Origin of the sequence: Enterococcus montenegrensis (assembly GCF_029983095.1) — a bacterium.
GTDB classification, from domain to species: domain Bacteria; phylum Bacillota; class Bacilli; order Lactobacillales; family Enterococcaceae; genus Enterococcus_C; species Enterococcus_C montenegrensis.
Genome location: NZ_CP120467.1, coordinates 2708288 through 2725658, shown reverse-complemented (window position 1 = coordinate 2725658; position 17371 = coordinate 2708288). Strand labels below are relative to the sequence as shown.

Sequence of the window (17371 nt, the reverse complement as noted above, 5' to 3'; positions counted from 1 at the left end):
TGATTCTAAAACCAACTTTTCCTGTTTGTAAGTAGCTAGCGTCTCTCTTTTTTCTATGGGTTTATCATAGCAAGGATAACGGTTGTTTTAATCGGCCAAAAGTCCGATATTTTCCTCAGACTATGTGCGGAAAATCTTAGTGCTGCGTTTACTTTAGTAAAAAGGAGTTAAATTTTTGCTTCGGGGTTTTTTTTGTTATGCTAAAGCTAAGCGAAAAAAATTACAAAAAGAAAGTAGGTTTTTTCATGGAACTAAAGCTTGGCAATGAAAACTTTCAACGGGCGGCAAGTTGTTTTATCCGCATGGAAGTCTTTGTTTTGGAACGAAATATTCCGTTAGCAGAAGAGTTTGACAATCTCGATACGCCGGAACGTGTTTATGCGGTTGTCTACGATGAAAACTTGCCAGTCGCAACCGGTCGAATTGTTATTGAAGATGAAAAAACGATTCGTCCTACGCGGATCGCTACTTTAAAAGCGTATCGCAAACAAAATTTAGGAGCCAAGATCATGAAAGCAATCGAAGCTTATGGGATGAAAAATGGCTATATTCATTCTTTGGTGCATGCCGAACAGACGGCGGTTGGTTTTTATCAAAAGTTAGGCTACAAGATTTGTTCGGATATTTATTATGAGGATGGTGTACCTTGTCGATCATTGGAAAAAGCTTTGGTTTAAGTTTGATTTCAATTTTTGACAAGCTGGTTAAAAAGTGGGAAAAGCGGTGCTATCGGCGTTTCCTACTTTTTTATTTGACGCTGCTGCGGTTAGCGGGTAAAAAATTTTGCGCCAAAATAAGCAGTGAAAGGTAGTGTGGCCACTGTCATAATTCCAGCTAAAATACTAATCGCAAGTTCTGCTACAAAAGCTTTGGCGTTAATGAGTGTTTCAAAAGAATAGTGCAAATCACTAAACCAAAAAATTAAAGCGAGGTTATTGGCGACAAAAGCAAAGAAGAGGGTATGAATACTGGAACCTAAAATTTCTTTAACAACTTTCATGCTTGATTGAAAAAGCGCAGTGGCAGATAAAAGCTGCCCTTGATAGCGTAACTCGTAAAGTGAGCTTGCCACCGCCATGCTCGCATCGATCACAGCACCAGCCATACTCATAATAATTAAAACTGCCGTGAGAGCTTGATATGAAATGGGGACAGCAAAGTTCATCGTCGCCAGTTCGTCGATTTCTTCAGGCGTGAAACCAGCAATGGCAATGCTTTTTGTTAAGAGTGGAATCAGTAAAATCATCAACGTAAATGTTATGACCGAGCAGAAAAAAGCGAGCTTGGTCTTTGGATTAAAACCATTCGTATAAAATAAAATAATTCCCGTCAATGCTAGCAAAACGACAAGAAAAATCGGCAGAACAGCAAAGTTGCGACTGATTAAATAAATAGCCACTAAAAATAGACATAATGTCATAAAAATACCGGTAATTAAGTAAAAAGCGGGTTTTCCTAAAATCAAAAAACTTAAGAGACAAAGAATAAAAAAGAGAAAAAGTAAAACATTCACGCTTTGCGCCTCCTTTCAAAAATAACACATAAAAGACTTGCGGGAATGGAAAGCAAGATGGTAAAGGCACCACAAAAAGCGCGCAATAATTCCAGGGATAAATGAAGCTGTAACGTCGCGACAAATGGCCAGCCATTTTTTAAATAGAAAACCAGCATGGGAATTGAACCGCTCAAATATGCAAATAATAAAACATTAATCATCGAAGATGTGACATCTTGGGCAATGCGCTGTCCAGAGCGTAACAATTCTTTTTGGGTGATGGTGGGTTGTTGATAGATAAGTTCTTTTAATGACGACACCAATGTCACCACCATATCAACAGCTGCGCCAATCCCACCAACAAATAAGCTTCCATAAAAAACACCTAAATAAGGACGCGTTAAAAATTGCATCTCCTCAAAGCGGATGCCGTTGTTCTCAAAAGCCTTTAAAGCTAGAAAACAAATCAAAAAGCCCCCCAAGACAATGCCGCAAGTTGTGATGATTAAATCACTGCGAAAAGCCTTGATGCCGTAATTGGCCAAAAAGGTAATGATAATGGAGCAGACACCGTAAATAAACATCAAGCCTAATGTTGGTATCTGTAAAAACGAGGTATCTAATTTTAGTAAGGCAAAAAGCAATGCCAAGTTCAGTAATAGCCCTAAGAGTGCCCTCATGCCGGCGACTTCTCCTAAAATCAAAACAAAGCCCAAAAAAATCAATAAAAGACAGACAACGATCCCGTCTTGTTTTTCTGTAATTATTTCTTCTTTGTTGTGATTAAGTAAAAGCTGTTGCCCTTGTTTGAAATCAATTGTAAGGGCAGAAACGGCATTGGTATCCACTTTAATTGTGATATTTTCCTGGTGATGATTGACTAAACGGCCAGAGATCGTAAGCTGATTATCTTGTTTTTGAACGTCCTTCACTTTTAAAATAGGCGCTTGATATAAAAGTCCACTATAGTGTTGCACGGCAATGCCAAGAGTAATCGCGCCAATGATCAGCAAAAGCAGTGCAATAAATTTCTTCTTCACAAAAATTTACTCCCATCTTTTAAGGAATACTAAAAATATACACCTTGCAATTAGTGGTTACAAATGTCGCAATTGTCATTTGAATGAAGATACATGTTATTTTTCATGGGGTGAGTAGAAAATAGAGGTAAAGGACGAAAAAAATAGGAGCACGTATTCTTATATGCGTTATTTTTATTATTTCAACCCAATAAATCATGTTCTAGCAATCAAAATTAAAAAACATGGACCATTTTTATCTTGCATAATCTGAAACCGCATACTATACTTGTTACAAACTTTTTAGGAAAGTAGGGAATTGAAATGTTCTTCAATAAAAAGAAAAAAAGTGAAACAATTTATAATCCAATTAATGGTACTTTAAAAGAATTAGCACAGGTTAGTGATCCAGTATTTTCAGAAAAAATGATGGGGGACGGTTTTGCGGTAACGCCAAAATCAGGGGTATTATATTCACCAGTAAATGGGACAGTATCAAGTGTTTTTCCGACAAAACACGCTCTTGGGATCACCACTAAAAATGGTTTAGATGTCCTAATTCACATTGGCATTGACACAGTAGAGTTAAATGGCGCCCCGTTTGAAATTTTCGTAAAAGAAGGCCAAAGCGTTACACCAGAAACAAAATTAGCGACGATTAATTTGCCTCTTTTAGCTGAAAAAGAAAAAGAAAATGATGTGATGGTGATTTTTACTAACATGGATGCCATCAAGTCAATTGAATTAAAAATAACAGGAGATCCAAATTTTGCAACTGAAATTGGAACGGTGGTAACGAAATAACTGTACCAGTACAGTTATCAAAAAGATGTTGACACCGTTTTCAAATTCTGTTAAATTGAGCATGCAGAACAGAAAGGGACCGTCATGAAAGTTATTAAAGTACTGAACAATAGTGCGGCAATCGTCTTAGATGACGATCATGAAGCAATTGTGATTGGCAATGGCCTTTCTTTCGGCAAAAAAAGTGGTGATGAAGTTGATCCGTTAAAAGTTGAGCGGAAATTTGTTGCCAATACGAACCAAATCGACGAGAAATTCCAAAAACTATTTGAAAAGATCAGTTATGAAGAGTCAAGTCTGGCTTTTGAGATTATTGAATATTTCAAAGAACAATTGGATTATCCGCTAAATGATCTAATTTATCTTTCGTTAGCAGATCACATCAGTTTCGCTATTGAACGTGCCAAGACAGGTGTATATCTGCCTAACGCGGTACTTCATGAAGTACAGATGTTTTATCCAGCGGAATATCGGTTAGGGGCGTGGGCAGTTTTGCTTTTGAATGAAAGGGCCCAAGTTAATTTACAAGCAGATGAAGCGGGTTTTATTGCGCTGCATATCATTAACGCTCGCTGGCAGGCAGACAAGACGCACTCCGAGCAAGATTTTAACAAAATAATTCGTGATTTGATCGCAATTCTAAATGAAACCTATCAACAAGATTTCAAGCACGACAGTATTAATTATCATCGCTTGGTGACGCATCTGAAATATTTCTTATTACGGGAATTTGGAATGCAGCAGCAGGCAAAAGTAGATGATTTCGGTTATTTTGATCAAGTCATTAATGATTTTCCCCAGGCTTATGCCGGGGCTGAAAAAATCGCCAAATATTTGGAGACGTTTTTTAACCACAAAGTACCAAAAGAAGAAAAGGTCTTTTTGACCATTCATATTAATCGCATTCTTCAAAACTAGAGTGTTACTATTCGGTAGGCAAGATCTAGTCAGAAGGGTTTCTAAAGCGCAGTGACGACTGCTGTCTTTAGGCTACCTTCTGACTAGGTCTTTTTATATTTCACTTTTTAAAGCGGTTACTTTTATTGTTGCATGCCAATTTTGAGTAAGTAAAAAAGTGGAAAAGCTGTTTTAAAAAATTTGAAAAAGTGAGCAATCAAAATTAGGAGGAAAGAAAATGAGCAACGCAGCGACAGTATCACGATCACTTAGGACGAAAGTTTTAAGCTTTTTACAAGAGTTGGGGAAAACCTTCATGTTCCCCGTTTCAACACTAGCTTTTATGGGGATTTTAGTCGGGTTAGGCAGTTCGGTAACTTCAGAGGCAATGATTGAAAAATTACCTTTTTTAGGCAATGATATTATTCAATTTATTTTTAGTTTTATGAATACAGTTGGTGGCTTTGGTTTTACTTATTTGCCAGTTATGTTTGCCATGGCAATTCCCTTTGGAATGTGCAAACGCAATAAAGGTGTAGGCGCCATTTCAGCTTTTGCCGGTTATGTGGCCATGAATTTATCCATTAACTTTTTGTTGAATTATCGCGGTGAATTAGCAGATGCCGCTAGTATGAAAATTGCCGGCCAAAACATGGTCTTAGGTATTCAAAGTATTGAAATGGGCGTTTTAGGTGGGATTATTGTTGGTCTAATCGTCTATCTATTGCAAGAAAAATTCCAAGATATTCGCTTACCAGATGCCTTTTCTTTCTTTGGCGGTATTCGCTTTATTCCAATTGTTAGCGTTTTAGTTTTGGGCTTGGTTGGCTTAGTGGTACCTTTTACTTGGCCAGTATTGCAATCGGGCATTGAAGCATTGGGTAATGGGATTCAAGGTGCGGGTATTTTCGGGCCGTTCTTATATGGGTTAGGCGTATTATTATTAAAACCTTTTGGGATGCATCATATTTTACTTGCATTGGTTCGTTTCACAGAAGCTGGCGGGACTCAAGTTGTTGACGGCAAGCCAATTTCAGGGGCATTGAATATTTTTTATGCCCAATTAAACGCAGGAGAAGCGATATCTCACCAAGCGACTGCTTTTCTTTCACAAGGTTTCATGCCAACCTTTATGTTTGGTTTACCTGCCATTTGTTTAGCGATTTATTTAACTGCTTATAAGAAAAATCGTCCGGGCATTAAGGGCATTTTAATTTCAGCAGTTTTAGTGGCGGTTGTTACCGGAATTTCAGAACCAACTGAATTCTTGTTCTTATTCTTAGCACCAGGATTGTATTTATTCCACTCCGTTATGTCTGGGGCAGCGTTGATGGTAATGAGTCTAATCGGTGTAAATATCGGCAACACCGACGGCGGGATTTTAGATTGGTTGATTTTTGGGATCATGCAAGGCAATGAAACAAAATGGTACTTGTTGATTCCAGTAGGGATCATCTGGTTTGCTGTTTACTTCTTTGTTTTCCGTTGGTACATTTTGAAACACAATTTAGAAACACCTGGACGGGAAAAAGAAGAGGAAGTTACATTGGCAGATGGTGTCACAGCAAAACCCAAAACATTTACAAAAGGCAATGGGATTTACGATCCAGGTATTATTTTGGACGCTCTAGGTGGCAGTGCCAATGTTACCAGCTTGGATAATTGTGTTACGCGTTTACGCCTGCAATTAAAAGATAAGAGCTTGATGGATAAAGCAACCTTGAAAAAAGCGGGTGCTTTGGCAATCGTAGAATTAGATGATCACAATGTTCAAGTGGTTATTGGTGCCCAAGTACAGACGGTGAAAAACGGGATTGAAGAAATTATGGTGAGCCCAGCATGATGAAAGTTGACTATCAATTTGACCAAATGGCAGATCGCACCATTGACCATGCGAGAAAATGGGATCAAAAAATTATTCAAAGTAAATATCCTGGTACGCCAAAAGACTGCATTCCGATGTGGATTGCGGATATGGATTTTCCGGCAGCGCCAGAAATTAATGCAGCCTTTATGAAAATTGCACAAAATGGTGCATACGGCTACACCTATGCTTACGATGAATTTTATGAGGCGGTCATTAATTGGCATAAACGCCGCCACAATAATCAAGTTAAAAAAGAATGGATTACCTTATCTTATGGGACTGTTTCGACCATTCATTATTTGTATCAAGCTTTTTGCCAGCCCAATGAGGCGGTGATCATGAACACACCTGTTTACGATCCATTTCGTTATGCCGCAGAGCATAACGGGATTAATGTGGTGGGCAACACGCTTAAAATCGTCAATGGGCAATATGAAATTGATTACACTTTATTAGAAGAACAATTACGCACCAAACGACCACGGGTTTTCTTATTTTGTTCCCCCCATAACCCGTCTGGTCGCGTGTGGCACATAGAAGAAATTGAAAAAGTGGCCAAATTATGTCGCCAATACGGCACAATTTTTGTCAGTGATGAAGTGCATTCAGAAATTATTTTAACTGGAAAATTTGTTTCGGCTTTGCAGCTGCCAAAAGAATACCACGATAATCTGATCGTGTTGACATCTCCTAACAAAGGTTTTAACTTAGGCGGTTTGAAAACTTCTTATTCCATTATTCCAAATGAAAAATTGCGGCAGGTATTTCGTCATCGTTTGGAAATGAATTCCATTACTTCGCCGAATTTATTCGGGGTTGTAGGAATCATTACCGCCTACAATGAATGTGAAGATTGGCTGGAAGCTATGACGGACTACATTCGCGAAAACTACCGCTACACCAAAGCTTTTATTGCTGAAAATTTGCCGGGCTGGGAATTAATGGAAATGAGTGCTTCATACTTGCCGTGGATTGATATTTCCAAAACCGGCAAAACTGCCTTAGAGATTGTCGAACCATTGGCAAAAAGCGGGGGTGTCATTATTGAACCGGGAACCAATTATGCCAGTGACGGTGAAAATTTTGTCCGCTTAAATATCGGCACACCAAGAGGAATTTTAGCAGAAGCGCTAGAGCGTATGAAAGTTTTTGTTGCGCAAAACTAAGCCACATATCTAAGCAAGATCCGTCTTTTAGTCGTAAAATTAGTTTAAAAACTGATTTTACGACTAAAAGCGGATTGTTTTTTTAGCGTGTAAGCAAACGAAAAAATCTGCTATTCAAAAAAAATAAAGGGCGGTATAATAAAACAAAATTATCTGTATCAGTAAAAAAGGAGTAATGCACATGAAAGCAGTAATCACCAGCGAAGAGTTTTATACCCAAGGAGGCTGTAATGCTTGTCAGCCTTTTACCATGGCGACGTATGATTTAACTTTTGAAGATGGCACGATCACCTCGTTAGAAGAATTGGACATGGCTTCTTTAATGATGGCGTTGGCGCAAAAAAACCAGTGGCGGCAAAGCTATGTAGAGGATGATTTTGACGATATCCTAATTTATCAAAAAGGCGATAGGAAAATTGCGGTCAAAGAAACACCGCGAAAAATCACCTTTCAAACTCAGAAAGAAAAGAAAACTTTCGATAAAAAAAACTGCGATCTAACGGCTTTATTTGCTCAAGTCAACGAGATCTCTACCGGGCTTTTCAATTTGGAAAAAACAGAATTTGAAGTGAAGCCTTTAGAAAAATAAAAATAGCGACAAGACAAATAAAAAGGCTCTGGATTAGTAGTTGGGATTATCTTTATGTCTCAGCTGATAACCTAGAGCTTTTTGAGACTTAAAAAGATAAAATTTCACCCTTAGTCTGCTTGTTTGAAAGGTAGCCTGCTTTATTATCGAGTCGGCTTTTTTCCAAAGGGAACTTAGCAAATTTAAAATTTTAGACAACAAAAAAGCACCTGCACATAAATTTGCAGCTGCTTTTTAAGAATAACTGGAATCTTCCATGGGATTTGAACTCCTTATGCAGATTTTTGTAATTCTTGAACCGCTTGTTCAATCGTTACACCGGTAGCAAAGTGGTTACTGTTGCGTTGGTCAAAAACGATAAACAAGTTCAACTTGGTGTCTAAAGTTACCCGATAAGGTACTTGTGTGTTATAGAATGTCATATTCATTCTCCTTTCTTTTGTTTGCTTACGAAAGGCAACTAAGTTGATAACGAAATTCCACTGTTATCATACTGCCATTTCAGAAAATTTTCAAACTTAACGCTTGCATCCTTAAAGACGCTGTTGAAAATGTGTACATGCTTTTACTTTGCGGTAAATCAAAACGTTGCAAATTTTTAGCGAAGCTAGCGAATCTTTTGTTGCGTTTTTTATTAGTCACAATATTATGGCTGATGCCATGAGGATAATTTTACAAGCGCTGGCAAATAAGAGCTGACAGGATTTTTACAAAAGCTAAGAAAGTCTTTTGCATTGCTGAAAGCTGTGCTACAGTCAAAGTAAGCGATTTTAAAAAAATAAAGTTCACGCGTCGTGGGAACTTTTGTCTAGGAGATCAAATGAAAAATTATCAACAAACGATTTACGCCTGTTTTTTGGCTTACATCGTGCAAGCGGTCGTCAATAATTTTGCCCCATTATTATTTTTAACTTTTCAAACACAGTTTCATATTCCCTTAACCCAAATTACGCTTTTGGTAACCTTCAATTTCTTATTGCAATTAATCATAGATTTTGCGGCAATCTTTTTTGTGGATAAAATTGGCTATCGCATTTCCATCGTGGCAGCACATCTTTTTGCTGGTGCGGGGTTAGTGGGATTGGCGCTTTTTCCAATAATTTTTGCCACACCTTTTATCGCGCTGTTGGCTGCGGTGAGTTTGTATGCGATTGGGGGCGGCTTATTAGAAGTACTAGTGAGTCCAATTGTAGAAGCCTGTCCAACAGACCATAAAGAGAAAACCATGAGTTTACTGCATTCCTTTTATTGCTGGGGTGTTGTTGGCGTCGTGGGACTTTCCACTTTTTTCATTGCCTTTTTAGGGATTGAAAACTGGCCTTATTTGGCTGTGATATGGGCAATTTTGCCTTTTTGTAATGCGTTGTTTTTTACCAAAGTACCGCTTCGTCCTTTAGTAGCAGAAGGCGCGGGGCTCAGTATTAAAGCATTATTCAAGTTGAAAAGCTTCTGGTTATTTCTTGGTTTGATGGTTTGTGCTGGTGCAAGTGAGCAGTCGGTTAGTCAATGGGCCTCAACTTTTGCTGAAAAAGGGTTGCACGTTTCAAAAGTGGTGGGAGATTTAGCTGGCCCTTTATTATTTGCTTTTATGATGGGACTATCCCGTATTTTTTATGGGAAATATGGTCATAAATTAGCGTTGCAGCGTTTTATGACGATCAGTGGTATTTTATGTGTGGCATCGTATTTGTTAATCGGTCTTTCCACCAGTGCGCCTTTTGGCTTTTTGGGTTGTGCATTAAGTGGTTTGGCAGTGGGCATTATGTGGCCGGGCACGTTTAGTTTGACGGCCAGAACGATTCCAAATGGCGGCACAGCTTTATTTGCCTATTTAGCTTTGGCGGGAGATCTGGGCTGTTCCATCGGGCCAACGGTAGTGGGCTTTGTTTCTGCGGCGGCGGACAATCAACTGCGGTTTGGTATTTTAGGTGGCATTATTTTTCCTGTTGGTTTAGTGGTTGGCGTCTATTTATTAAGGCAAATGTACCGACGGCGAAAGTTGATTGTCTTGCAAGATTAACCTGAAAAGTTGGAGCAAAGTAGCAAGTATACTAAACTGTTTTTTTTTAAGATCTGTGACCAACATGGCGCAGGTCTTTTTTTGTTTGGGATCATTTTTTTAAGCTAACTTTCAGCAAAGGCTGCGGCACATTTTTTTCAGTTGCCACTGAAATTATCGGCGGTTTAAAAATTTTTTTCTCCCTATAATAAGGGTATCAACAAATAAAGCAGCAAAAAAAGTGAGTTTTACTTGGCACAACTACGATGAACTTGCCTAAAAAGAAAGGGCATCATAAAAGGCAGTCGGCTAGAACTTGCCATTAGCAAGTGCTTAAAATATTTATTAGGAGGATATGCCAATGAAATGGTATCAATTAACGACCCAACAAGTTTTACAAAAATTTAACAGTACCCCTGCTGGTTTAACAAAAAATCGCCAACAGCAGCTAGCAAAATATGGTGAAAACAAAATTGCAGAAAGTAAGCAGGTAAAACCTTGGCAAAAGGTTTTAAAACATTTTACGGATTTACTGATGCTCGTCTTGCTCTTTGCGGCAATTTTAAAATTTGTGACCGGCGACTATGTTGAAGGCAGCATTATTTTACTTGTCGTAGTGGTAAATGGTTTTGTCGGCTACTGGCAAGAGCGCAAAGCCGAAGAATCTTTGGATGGCTTAAAGCAGATGATGAGTCAAGAGGCAGTAGTTTTGATTGACGGACAAAAAGAAACGATCGCAACAACTTCCATTGTGCCCGGAGATATCGTCTATTTAAAAGCAGGGGATGTGGTACCTGCGGACTTACGCTTAGTGGAAGTCCACGAGCTCGTAGTAGAAGAAGCGATTTTAACCGGTGAATCTGAAGCAGTAGAAAAAAATGAAGACGCAATTTCCCAAGAAGTAATGGCGGGTGATCAAAAGAACATGGTCTTTTCTGGGACGTTGGTGCAAGCAGGATCGGCATTGGCAGTTGCGGTTGCAACCGGCAATGACACAGAAATTGGCAAAATTAATCAGGCGTTGCAGTCTGTTACAGGTACCACGACACCGCTCGTTCGAAAAATGCATCAGCTAAATAAGCAAATTTTCCGCGGCATCATGGTGTTGATTTTATTTCTAGTATTCTTTACGACATTTCTATACGGTATAGAAATGAACATATTGTTTTCTGCTATGATTGCTTTAATTGTTGCCATGATTCCAGAAGGATTACCGGCAGTTTTGACGATGATTTTATCTTTAGGGGTAAAAGAGATGGCCGAAGAAAATGCGATCATCAAAAGCATGCCTTCAGTCGAAACATTAGGATCTATGACGGTGATTTGTTCAGATAAAACCGGAACGTTAACCAAAAATGAAATGACTGTAGTCAAAACCAGCAGCAATGATGAATCTTTACTCATGGAGATTATGAATAACTGTCAAGATTTGAAATTACAAGACGATCAAGCGGTCGCACAATTAAAAGGGAATCCTACTGAATTGGCTTTGTTGCAGTATGTGGCGGCTGAAAATTTGACTTTGAAAAAGCAAATTGGCAAATTACCCTTTAGTTCTAGCTACAAATATATGGCAACATTACATCCGTTTTCGGCAACAGAAAATATCGTCTTTGTAAAAGGCGCACCAGAAGTTTTACTGGCTAAAGCACAGTTACCGCAAGCAGATGTAACCGCGTGGCAAAAAAAGGCATCCAAACTGGCAAAAAAAGGGCAACGGGTCTTGGCCTTTGCGGCTAAAAAAATAGATGCCCAAATAGAATTGACCCACGAGGTTTTAACGAAGCTTGATTTTGTTGGCATTGCTGGGATCATCGATCCGCCAAAAGAAAGTGCCATTCGCGCTGTAAAAGAAACCCAAGCAGCAAAAATTACAGTGAAAATGATTACCGGTGATCACAAAGATACCGCTCAAGCGATAGGAAAAGAAATTGGGCTAAAACATACGGATCAAGTTTTAGAAGGAATTGAGATTGATCAATTAACCGATAAGCAATTGGCTCAAGTCGTGACAAAAGTGGATGTTTTTGCCCGCACTACGCCTAATCACAAGTTGCGTATTGTCACGGCGTTACAAAATAATGGTGAAGTTGTGGGGATGACCGGTGACGGGGTGAATGACGCGCCAGCCTTAAAAAAAGCGGATATTGGAATTGCAATGGGGATCAAAGGAAGTGAAGTCACAAAGCAGGCCGCGGATATGGTTTTAGCAGATGATAATTTCCATACGATTGCCAAAGCAGTAAAAGAAGGACGCCGTATTTTTGATAACTTGAAAAAAACCATCAACTTTTTCTTACCATCGGCCTTATCACAAGGGTTGATCGTCGTCATTGCTTTATTATTAAATCAGCCGTTACCGCTGACACCCGTACAGATTTTATGGGTCAATATGGTGACAACCATCACCCTTTCGTATGCATTAGGTTTTGAAAAAGCCAGCAAAGACACGATGAATCGTCCGCCGCGAGCAGCAAATGAAGGTATCTTAAATGGTTACAGTCTGTTTCGAATTGTGTATGTTTCCTGCGTGATCGTCCTGCCAGCCTACTTTATTGCTTTGCAATTTGAAGGGACCGCATTACAGCAGACGATTTTATTACAAACAATTGTCATGTCACAGGCGGTATATATGTTAAATTGCCGCGAATTGTTAAATCCGGCCATTAATAAAAGTATGCTGCAAAATAAAGCGTTGTTTATTTCGCTAGCCCTCTTGTTGGTGCTGCAAACAACCGTGGTCTTTGCGCCATTTGCGCAGAATTTAATCGGTACAACCAGCTTGAATTTAACCCAACAATTACTCGTCTTAACCAACGTCGCTGTTTTATTTGGGATTGTTGAAGTAGAAAAGTGGCTGACCAGGCGCTGGGTTAAAAGTTTCGCTGTTCAAGACGTAAGCTAACTATAAATAACTTTCATAAGTGAGCTCGGCTAATTGGCGGAGCTCATTTTTGGTTGGGGTAGTTGAGATATAAAAAACCGGCAGTGGCGCTTTATCTAAAGGAAAGTTAGAAACAATCAAATCTTTAATCCCAAAGTTTAAGATCTTTAAATCTGTTACTTCAATGGTTTTTAAAATAATACGCTTGCCTAAATAGTCATTGAGTTCTTGTTCCACAAAGGTTTTCCAAGCCGGCTCACTTTGGAAAAGAAAATAAAGCGTTTGCGTTTTTTTATCCAGTGAAAAAAGAGCCTGTTGTTGCAAAAGAGCCATTAAATGAAGCAGGTAGGCCGGTTCTTTTTTTGCGGGCAATCCATTTGTGTGTTGGTGTAGCAAAGCTAAATTTTCTTGGTACAAATTAGTAGTTGCTGTTATTTGTTTTGGCAGTGCTTTTTGATAATCTGATTCAAACTGAGCGGATAATTCAGGGGATTCGTCATATTTTAGAAGCAATAGTAGCAAGTTTTCTGCTAATAAAGTATCTTTTAGGGATGGTTCTTGTAATTTTAAGGCTAATTGCTGCACGAATTCTTTTATAGTTGTTCTTAAATTCGCGTAGTTTTCTTGCAATGTTTTCTTTAGCTTCACACCAAAGGTATTGTTATAATTCCAGCTTTCCAAAAAGCAGAAAAAAGCAAAAAATAATTCATTTTGTTGCAAATAGACCCCTTCTTTTTGATAAAGATCTTTTAACAAGGGTATATAAAGGGAAAATAAGGGATCGGTTTGAAAAGAAATTTGATTAATGGCACAGCCCGCTTTATTGCGAATTGTGTTAATGAAAAACCAGCAAACACCAAAAATTTCTTCTGTTTCAGCCTTGATCTGGGCTTTTGAAACGTGATTTAAAAAATCAAAATAATGACTTTCGTGGACAGCATAATCGACAAAGAAATAATTATTATGGGTAAAAGGGACTAAGAGACGGTGATAAAAAAGGCGAATACTACTTTCTGCTCCCAGAAAAGTGGCCTGTGTACTAGTCAATTTAATTTGTAAGTGATAATCCTTTAAAGCGGTGTTTACTTTACGCGTATGACGTTTTAGCGTTTCATAGGAGACACCGGTCTGGCGCAAAAAAGGTTTGACGGCTAAATCAGGCTGAAACAACAGTGCTTTAATGAATTGCACACTAATGGAATGAGGCAAGAAAACTTCCCACAGCTCATTTGTTAAGGCGTCTTTTTGAGGTTTTAAGGCGATGCCTGCACTATCTGTTTCAATTTGCCAATTGGCCGGTAAATTTTCCCGCATGATTTGTAAATCGGCAAAAACAGTTCGCTCAGTCGTGTCAATGTGCTGTGCCAATTTTTTAGCAGTGACTTGCGGCTGCTGGAGTAACTGCTCCAATAGCCGAATTTGGCGGTGCAAGTCCTTTTCAGTAATAATCTTTTTTAACATCGAATACATTTTCCCCACCTCCTTTTTTAAGCATACGGAGAAAAAAATGCTGCGTCAAGGTAGAGCAAAGAGAAGTAAATACCGCAGGGAAATCATTGTATAGATCTTCACAAACAAAGAAGAAAATCACTTGTTTTTTTATTAGAAGAAAAAAAGTTTAATGAGATTTTTGCTATGTGTAATTAAGGGTAATTTTCTGAAAGTTTTCTAGGATAATGACGTAAACTGATTTACTTTAAGAAATGAAACCTAACATGGAAATGTCAGAAGAGCCTTGTTTTTCTGCCAAATAAGGGTAAAATCTTTTAAAAATCCCACGCACCTTCAGTCGTTTATGGCGCGGTAGAAAAATACTGATGTGAAAAAAATTGGCAGCGGTAAAACGCCACAAATTTTTTTTGCCCAAAATTCCTTCTACTGTCGTAAATAAACGCTAAATGTCAGCGTCGGATTTAAGAAAGGTGTTTTTTATGTCAAAATATCAACGAAAAGTATTGGTTTCTACCTCAGCGGGGATTGCTCTAGAAAACATGGATATCATGTTTTTATCCTTCTCCTTGTCGACTATGATTACAACTTTTGGCATCACAGGCACCCAAGCTGGCTTTATCTCTACGATTACCAATCTTGGTATGTTAGTAGGGGGTATTATTTTCGGTATTTTAGCCGACAAATTTGGTCGCGTTAAAGTTTTCTCGCAAACCGTTATTATTTTTTCGTTAGCTTCGGTATTAATGTTTTTTGCTTCAAATATTTATCTCGTTTATCTTTTCCGTTTTATTGCTGGCATTGGTGCCGGTGGTGAATACGGCGCTTGTATGTCACTTATTTCAGAGACTTTTTCAAAGAAACATCTGGGACGCGCAACCTCAACAGCTGCAATTGGCGCGCAAGTAGGGGCTATTTTGGCCGCCGTTTTAGCTTCTCTTATCATTCCACTGCTAGGTTGGAAAATGCTATACGTGATTGGGGTTATCCCTGTTCTTTTGGTTTTGGATATTCGCAAAGGGCTAAAAGAACCAGAATCATTTGCGGCGAGTCACAAAGATAAAAGCGCAGGAAAATTCTCACTTCTTTTTGCTGACAAAGCAACAGCCTGGCAAACAGTTGGTTTAAGTTTAATGGTCACAGTACAAATTGCTGGTTATTTTGGTTTAATGAACTGGCTGCCTTCTATTATGCAAAAGCAGCTGCACTTGTCTGTTTCTGGTTCTTCTTTGTGGATGATTAGTACAATTTTAGGCATGTGTCTGGGGATGATGACCTTTGGCACGGTGATGGATAAATTAGGGCCGCGTTTAGCCTATGGCGTATTTTTGATTTGCTCGTCTGCTTCCGTCTTTTTAATTGTTTTAGCCCACGATAAATGGACGCTACTAGCAGCGGCGGTAATTGTCGGCTACTTCATTAATGGCATGTACGGCGGTTATGGTGCGATTATCAGTAGCTTATATCCGACCACGATTCGGGCGACAGCCAATAATTTCATCATGAACGTTGGGCGGGCAATTGGTGGTTTTTCATCGGTTGTAATTGGCTTTTTGATGGATCACTATTCCTTGGTGACCGTGATTGTTTTCTTGTCGGTCATCTATTTGCTTAGTTTAGCCGTGATGCTGACGTTACCAGGCTTAAAAGCCATGCATTCACAAGCAACAGCACCAGAACATTAAAATAAATAGTCCGGCGTATCTGTCTACTTCAATAGTCAACACGCCGGTTTTTTTATTCAGATTTTTTTCATTTTTTTTAAACGAAGCACAATTAAAGAACAAAAACTAATCGCGGCGACAATAAAGAAAATCGTTACCTGTTCCCTGTGACCGTGAAATGTAAAATACCAATCACTCCATTTAAAATGGAGGTCAAACCACCACCAAATCGTATCGAATACATAGCAGATAATTGTGACAGCTAATAAAAAGTAGTCTATTTTTTGAAAGGGAACTTTCCAGGTCAGTCCCAGTAAAAATCCCATTCCCACTAAAGTAATAAAAATCACAAATAGACCTTCACTCACAGAATATGTCATTTTATTTCCTTTCTTATGCTTGTTAGTAAGAATTTGTTACGTTTAAGAGACAATGTTTCACATGAAACAATTGTAACCTCTTTTGCCTGCGATTACGAAAATTAGAAAAGAAATCGGTATTATTTTTAAAATCTGATTAAAGAAATTTATTGCTGAATTTCATTTTGTTTGCGATTAAATCAATATTTTTTATTTTATTTAAAATTTTGACAGCTAACAAATGAATTTAAGATTAGAAAAAATCTAATCTTTTTGCTACAATAAATGAAGATGAATTTAAAAGTGAAAGGGGTGGTAGCATGAGTAAATTGTTAACGAGTTTTTTAGTGCTTTTCGCATTGAATATTGGTGGGAATTTTGTTATCCCAACCACACAAGTGCTACCACAAGCTACAGTGTTGAACAATACAGTAGAGAATACTACTAATCCGACACTTAAGACGCCACCGGTTTTATCCCCCCACGTTGAACCGAACCTAAATCAAAGAGCAGGCAGTAAATTTACGGGCAAAAGCTTGCGTAATATTTTTGCTTTTGGCTTAGGCAGCATTCTGGCATTATTAGCAATTTGGCGGCAACGTAAAAACTAAATTTTACCCCACCAAGGCAAAGAATTCGGGGAAACAAGACAGATACGTTATACTCTGGCTAAATAATATTGGCTTAAAGGGTTAGTTGGGTCAAATAGAAAAGGGCTGCTGAAATGGATGCGTTATATCAAAAATTAATTCAAATTATTGAAGAAGAATTGCAAGAAAAAGGTAAAACATACACCGTGGGCAAGTTTACTGGTTTGGGCTGGCTATTTCCGCTAAATGCTGATGGCGTACCTAAAGTTTCTTTAAAACAGTATGAAAAGACGGTAAATTTGTATTTATTCCCTAAAGAAGCGGGGGAACCCTTATTACCCAAATATGAGGATGTCTTTAAAAAAAGCAACATGGGTAAAAGTTGCTTGCGCTTAAAAAAATTGGATGCAAAAAAAATTGCAGCCATTCGTAGCTTGTTGCAAAAGGTTTAAGCTTGAATTTAAAAATTAAAAAACACGAAAAATTTGTATCATACCCGCAAAAAGCAGCCTTTAAAGCTCACTTTTTGAAGGATAGTACAATTTTTTCGTGTTTTTTGTTGAAAATCACAGGATTAAACTTAATTTTT

At 38.4% G+C, this 17371-nt stretch carries 16 protein-coding genes; 11 read left to right on the top strand and 5 right to left on the bottom strand.

Annotated features, from left to right (window positions below; all coding sequences use genetic code 11):
• The first annotated feature begins 245 nt into the window (after positions 1 to 245).
• Positions 246 to 677, top strand: a complete 432-nt coding sequence (locus tag P3T75_RS13060; protein ID WP_282461825.1) for a GNAT family N-acetyltransferase — start codon at positions 246 to 248, stop codon at positions 675 to 677.
• 89 nt (positions 678 to 766) lie between these two features.
• Here the strand turns inward: P3T75_RS13060 and P3T75_RS13055 are convergent, their stop codons facing one another.
• Entirely contained in the window at positions 767 to 1513 is a 747-nt protein-coding gene (locus P3T75_RS13055; RefSeq protein ID WP_282461824.1) for a YibE/F family protein, read from the bottom strand.
• Positions 1510 to 2535, bottom strand: a complete 1026-nt coding sequence (locus P3T75_RS13050) for a YibE/F family protein (protein ID WP_282461823.1) — start codon at positions 2533 to 2535, stop codon at positions 1510 to 1512. The genes P3T75_RS13055 and P3T75_RS13050 overlap by 4 nt, the downstream gene beginning before the upstream one ends.
• A 303-nt stretch (positions 2536 to 2838) precedes the next feature.
• Between P3T75_RS13050 and P3T75_RS13045 the strand changes: the two genes are divergently transcribed.
• The 5 genes from P3T75_RS13045 (at position 2839) to P3T75_RS13025 (ending at position 7837) form a co-directional block, all read left to right on the top strand.
• On the top strand, positions 2839 to 3318 hold the full coding sequence (locus P3T75_RS13045) for a PTS sugar transporter subunit IIA (RefSeq protein ID WP_282461822.1): 480 nt from the start codon (positions 2839 to 2841) through the stop codon (positions 3316 to 3318).
• An 84-nt stretch (positions 3319 to 3402) separates the two neighbouring features.
• The gene (locus P3T75_RS13040; RefSeq protein WP_206903040.1) at positions 3403 to 4236 is read left to right on the top strand and encodes a PRD domain-containing protein; all 834 of its coding nucleotides are present in this window, start codon (positions 3403 to 3405) and stop codon (positions 4234 to 4236) included.
• A gap of 217 nt (positions 4237 to 4453) precedes the next feature.
• Positions 4454 to 6058, top strand: a complete 1605-nt coding sequence (gene malX / locus P3T75_RS13035) for a maltose/glucose-specific PTS transporter subunit IIBC (RefSeq protein ID WP_206903041.1) — start codon at positions 4454 to 4456, stop codon at positions 6056 to 6058.
• The gene (locus tag P3T75_RS13030; RefSeq protein WP_282461821.1) at positions 6055 to 7248 is read left to right on the top strand and encodes a MalY/PatB family protein; all 1194 of its coding nucleotides are present in this window, start codon (positions 6055 to 6057) and stop codon (positions 7246 to 7248) included. Before malX ends, P3T75_RS13030 begins: the two co-directional genes overlap by 4 nt.
• Before the next feature lie 181 nt (positions 7249 to 7429).
• Positions 7430 to 7837, top strand: a complete 408-nt coding sequence (locus P3T75_RS13025) for a DUF4809 family protein (protein WP_206903043.1) — start codon at positions 7430 to 7432, stop codon at positions 7835 to 7837.
• A gap of 272 nt (positions 7838 to 8109) precedes the next feature.
• Here P3T75_RS13025 and P3T75_RS13020 read toward each other — a convergent pair whose 3' ends face one another.
• Positions 8110 to 8259, bottom strand: coding sequence for a hypothetical protein (locus P3T75_RS13020; protein WP_173102006.1), 150 nt, complete (start codon positions 8257 to 8259; stop codon positions 8110 to 8112).
• Between the two features lie 398 nt (positions 8260 to 8657).
• Between P3T75_RS13020 and P3T75_RS13015 the strand changes: the two genes are divergently transcribed.
• Together P3T75_RS13015 and P3T75_RS13010 are read left to right on the top strand one after the other, a co-directional pair.
• A complete protein-coding gene (locus P3T75_RS13015) occupies positions 8658 to 9857 on the top strand; it encodes an MFS transporter (protein WP_282461820.1) in 1200 nt (399 codons plus the stop codon).
• A 340-nt stretch (positions 9858 to 10197) separates the two neighbouring features.
• A complete protein-coding gene (locus P3T75_RS13010; protein WP_282461819.1) occupies positions 10198 to 12741 on the top strand; it encodes an HAD-IC family P-type ATPase in 2544 nt (847 codons plus the stop codon).
• Here P3T75_RS13010 and P3T75_RS13005 read toward each other — a convergent pair whose 3' ends face one another.
• On the bottom strand, positions 12742 to 14181 hold the full coding sequence (locus P3T75_RS13005) for a helix-turn-helix domain-containing protein (protein WP_282462614.1): 1440 nt from the start codon (positions 14179 to 14181) through the stop codon (positions 12742 to 12744).
• Between the two features lie 470 nt (positions 14182 to 14651).
• On the opposite strand from P3T75_RS13005, the gene P3T75_RS13000 reads away from it, so the two are divergent.
• A complete protein-coding gene (locus P3T75_RS13000) occupies positions 14652 to 15854 on the top strand; it encodes an MFS transporter (protein WP_282461818.1) in 1203 nt (400 codons plus the stop codon).
• 56 nt (positions 15855 to 15910) lie between these two features.
• Here P3T75_RS13000 and P3T75_RS12995 read toward each other — a convergent pair whose 3' ends face one another.
• Positions 15911 to 16213, bottom strand: coding sequence for a hypothetical protein (locus tag P3T75_RS12995; RefSeq protein WP_282461817.1), 303 nt, complete (start codon positions 16211 to 16213; stop codon positions 15911 to 15913).
• A 299-nt stretch (positions 16214 to 16512) separates the two neighbouring features.
• On the opposite strand from P3T75_RS12995, the gene P3T75_RS12990 reads away from it, so the two are divergent.
• Both P3T75_RS12990 and P3T75_RS12985 read left to right on the top strand, forming a co-directional pair.
• On the top strand, positions 16513 to 16803 hold the full coding sequence (locus tag P3T75_RS12990) for a hypothetical protein (RefSeq protein WP_230709663.1): 291 nt from the start codon (positions 16513 to 16515) through the stop codon (positions 16801 to 16803).
• Between the two features lie 113 nt (positions 16804 to 16916).
• A complete protein-coding gene (locus tag P3T75_RS12985; RefSeq protein ID WP_282461816.1) occupies positions 16917 to 17234 on the top strand; it encodes a hypothetical protein in 318 nt (105 codons plus the stop codon).
• Positions 17235 to 17371 lie beyond the last annotated feature (137 nt).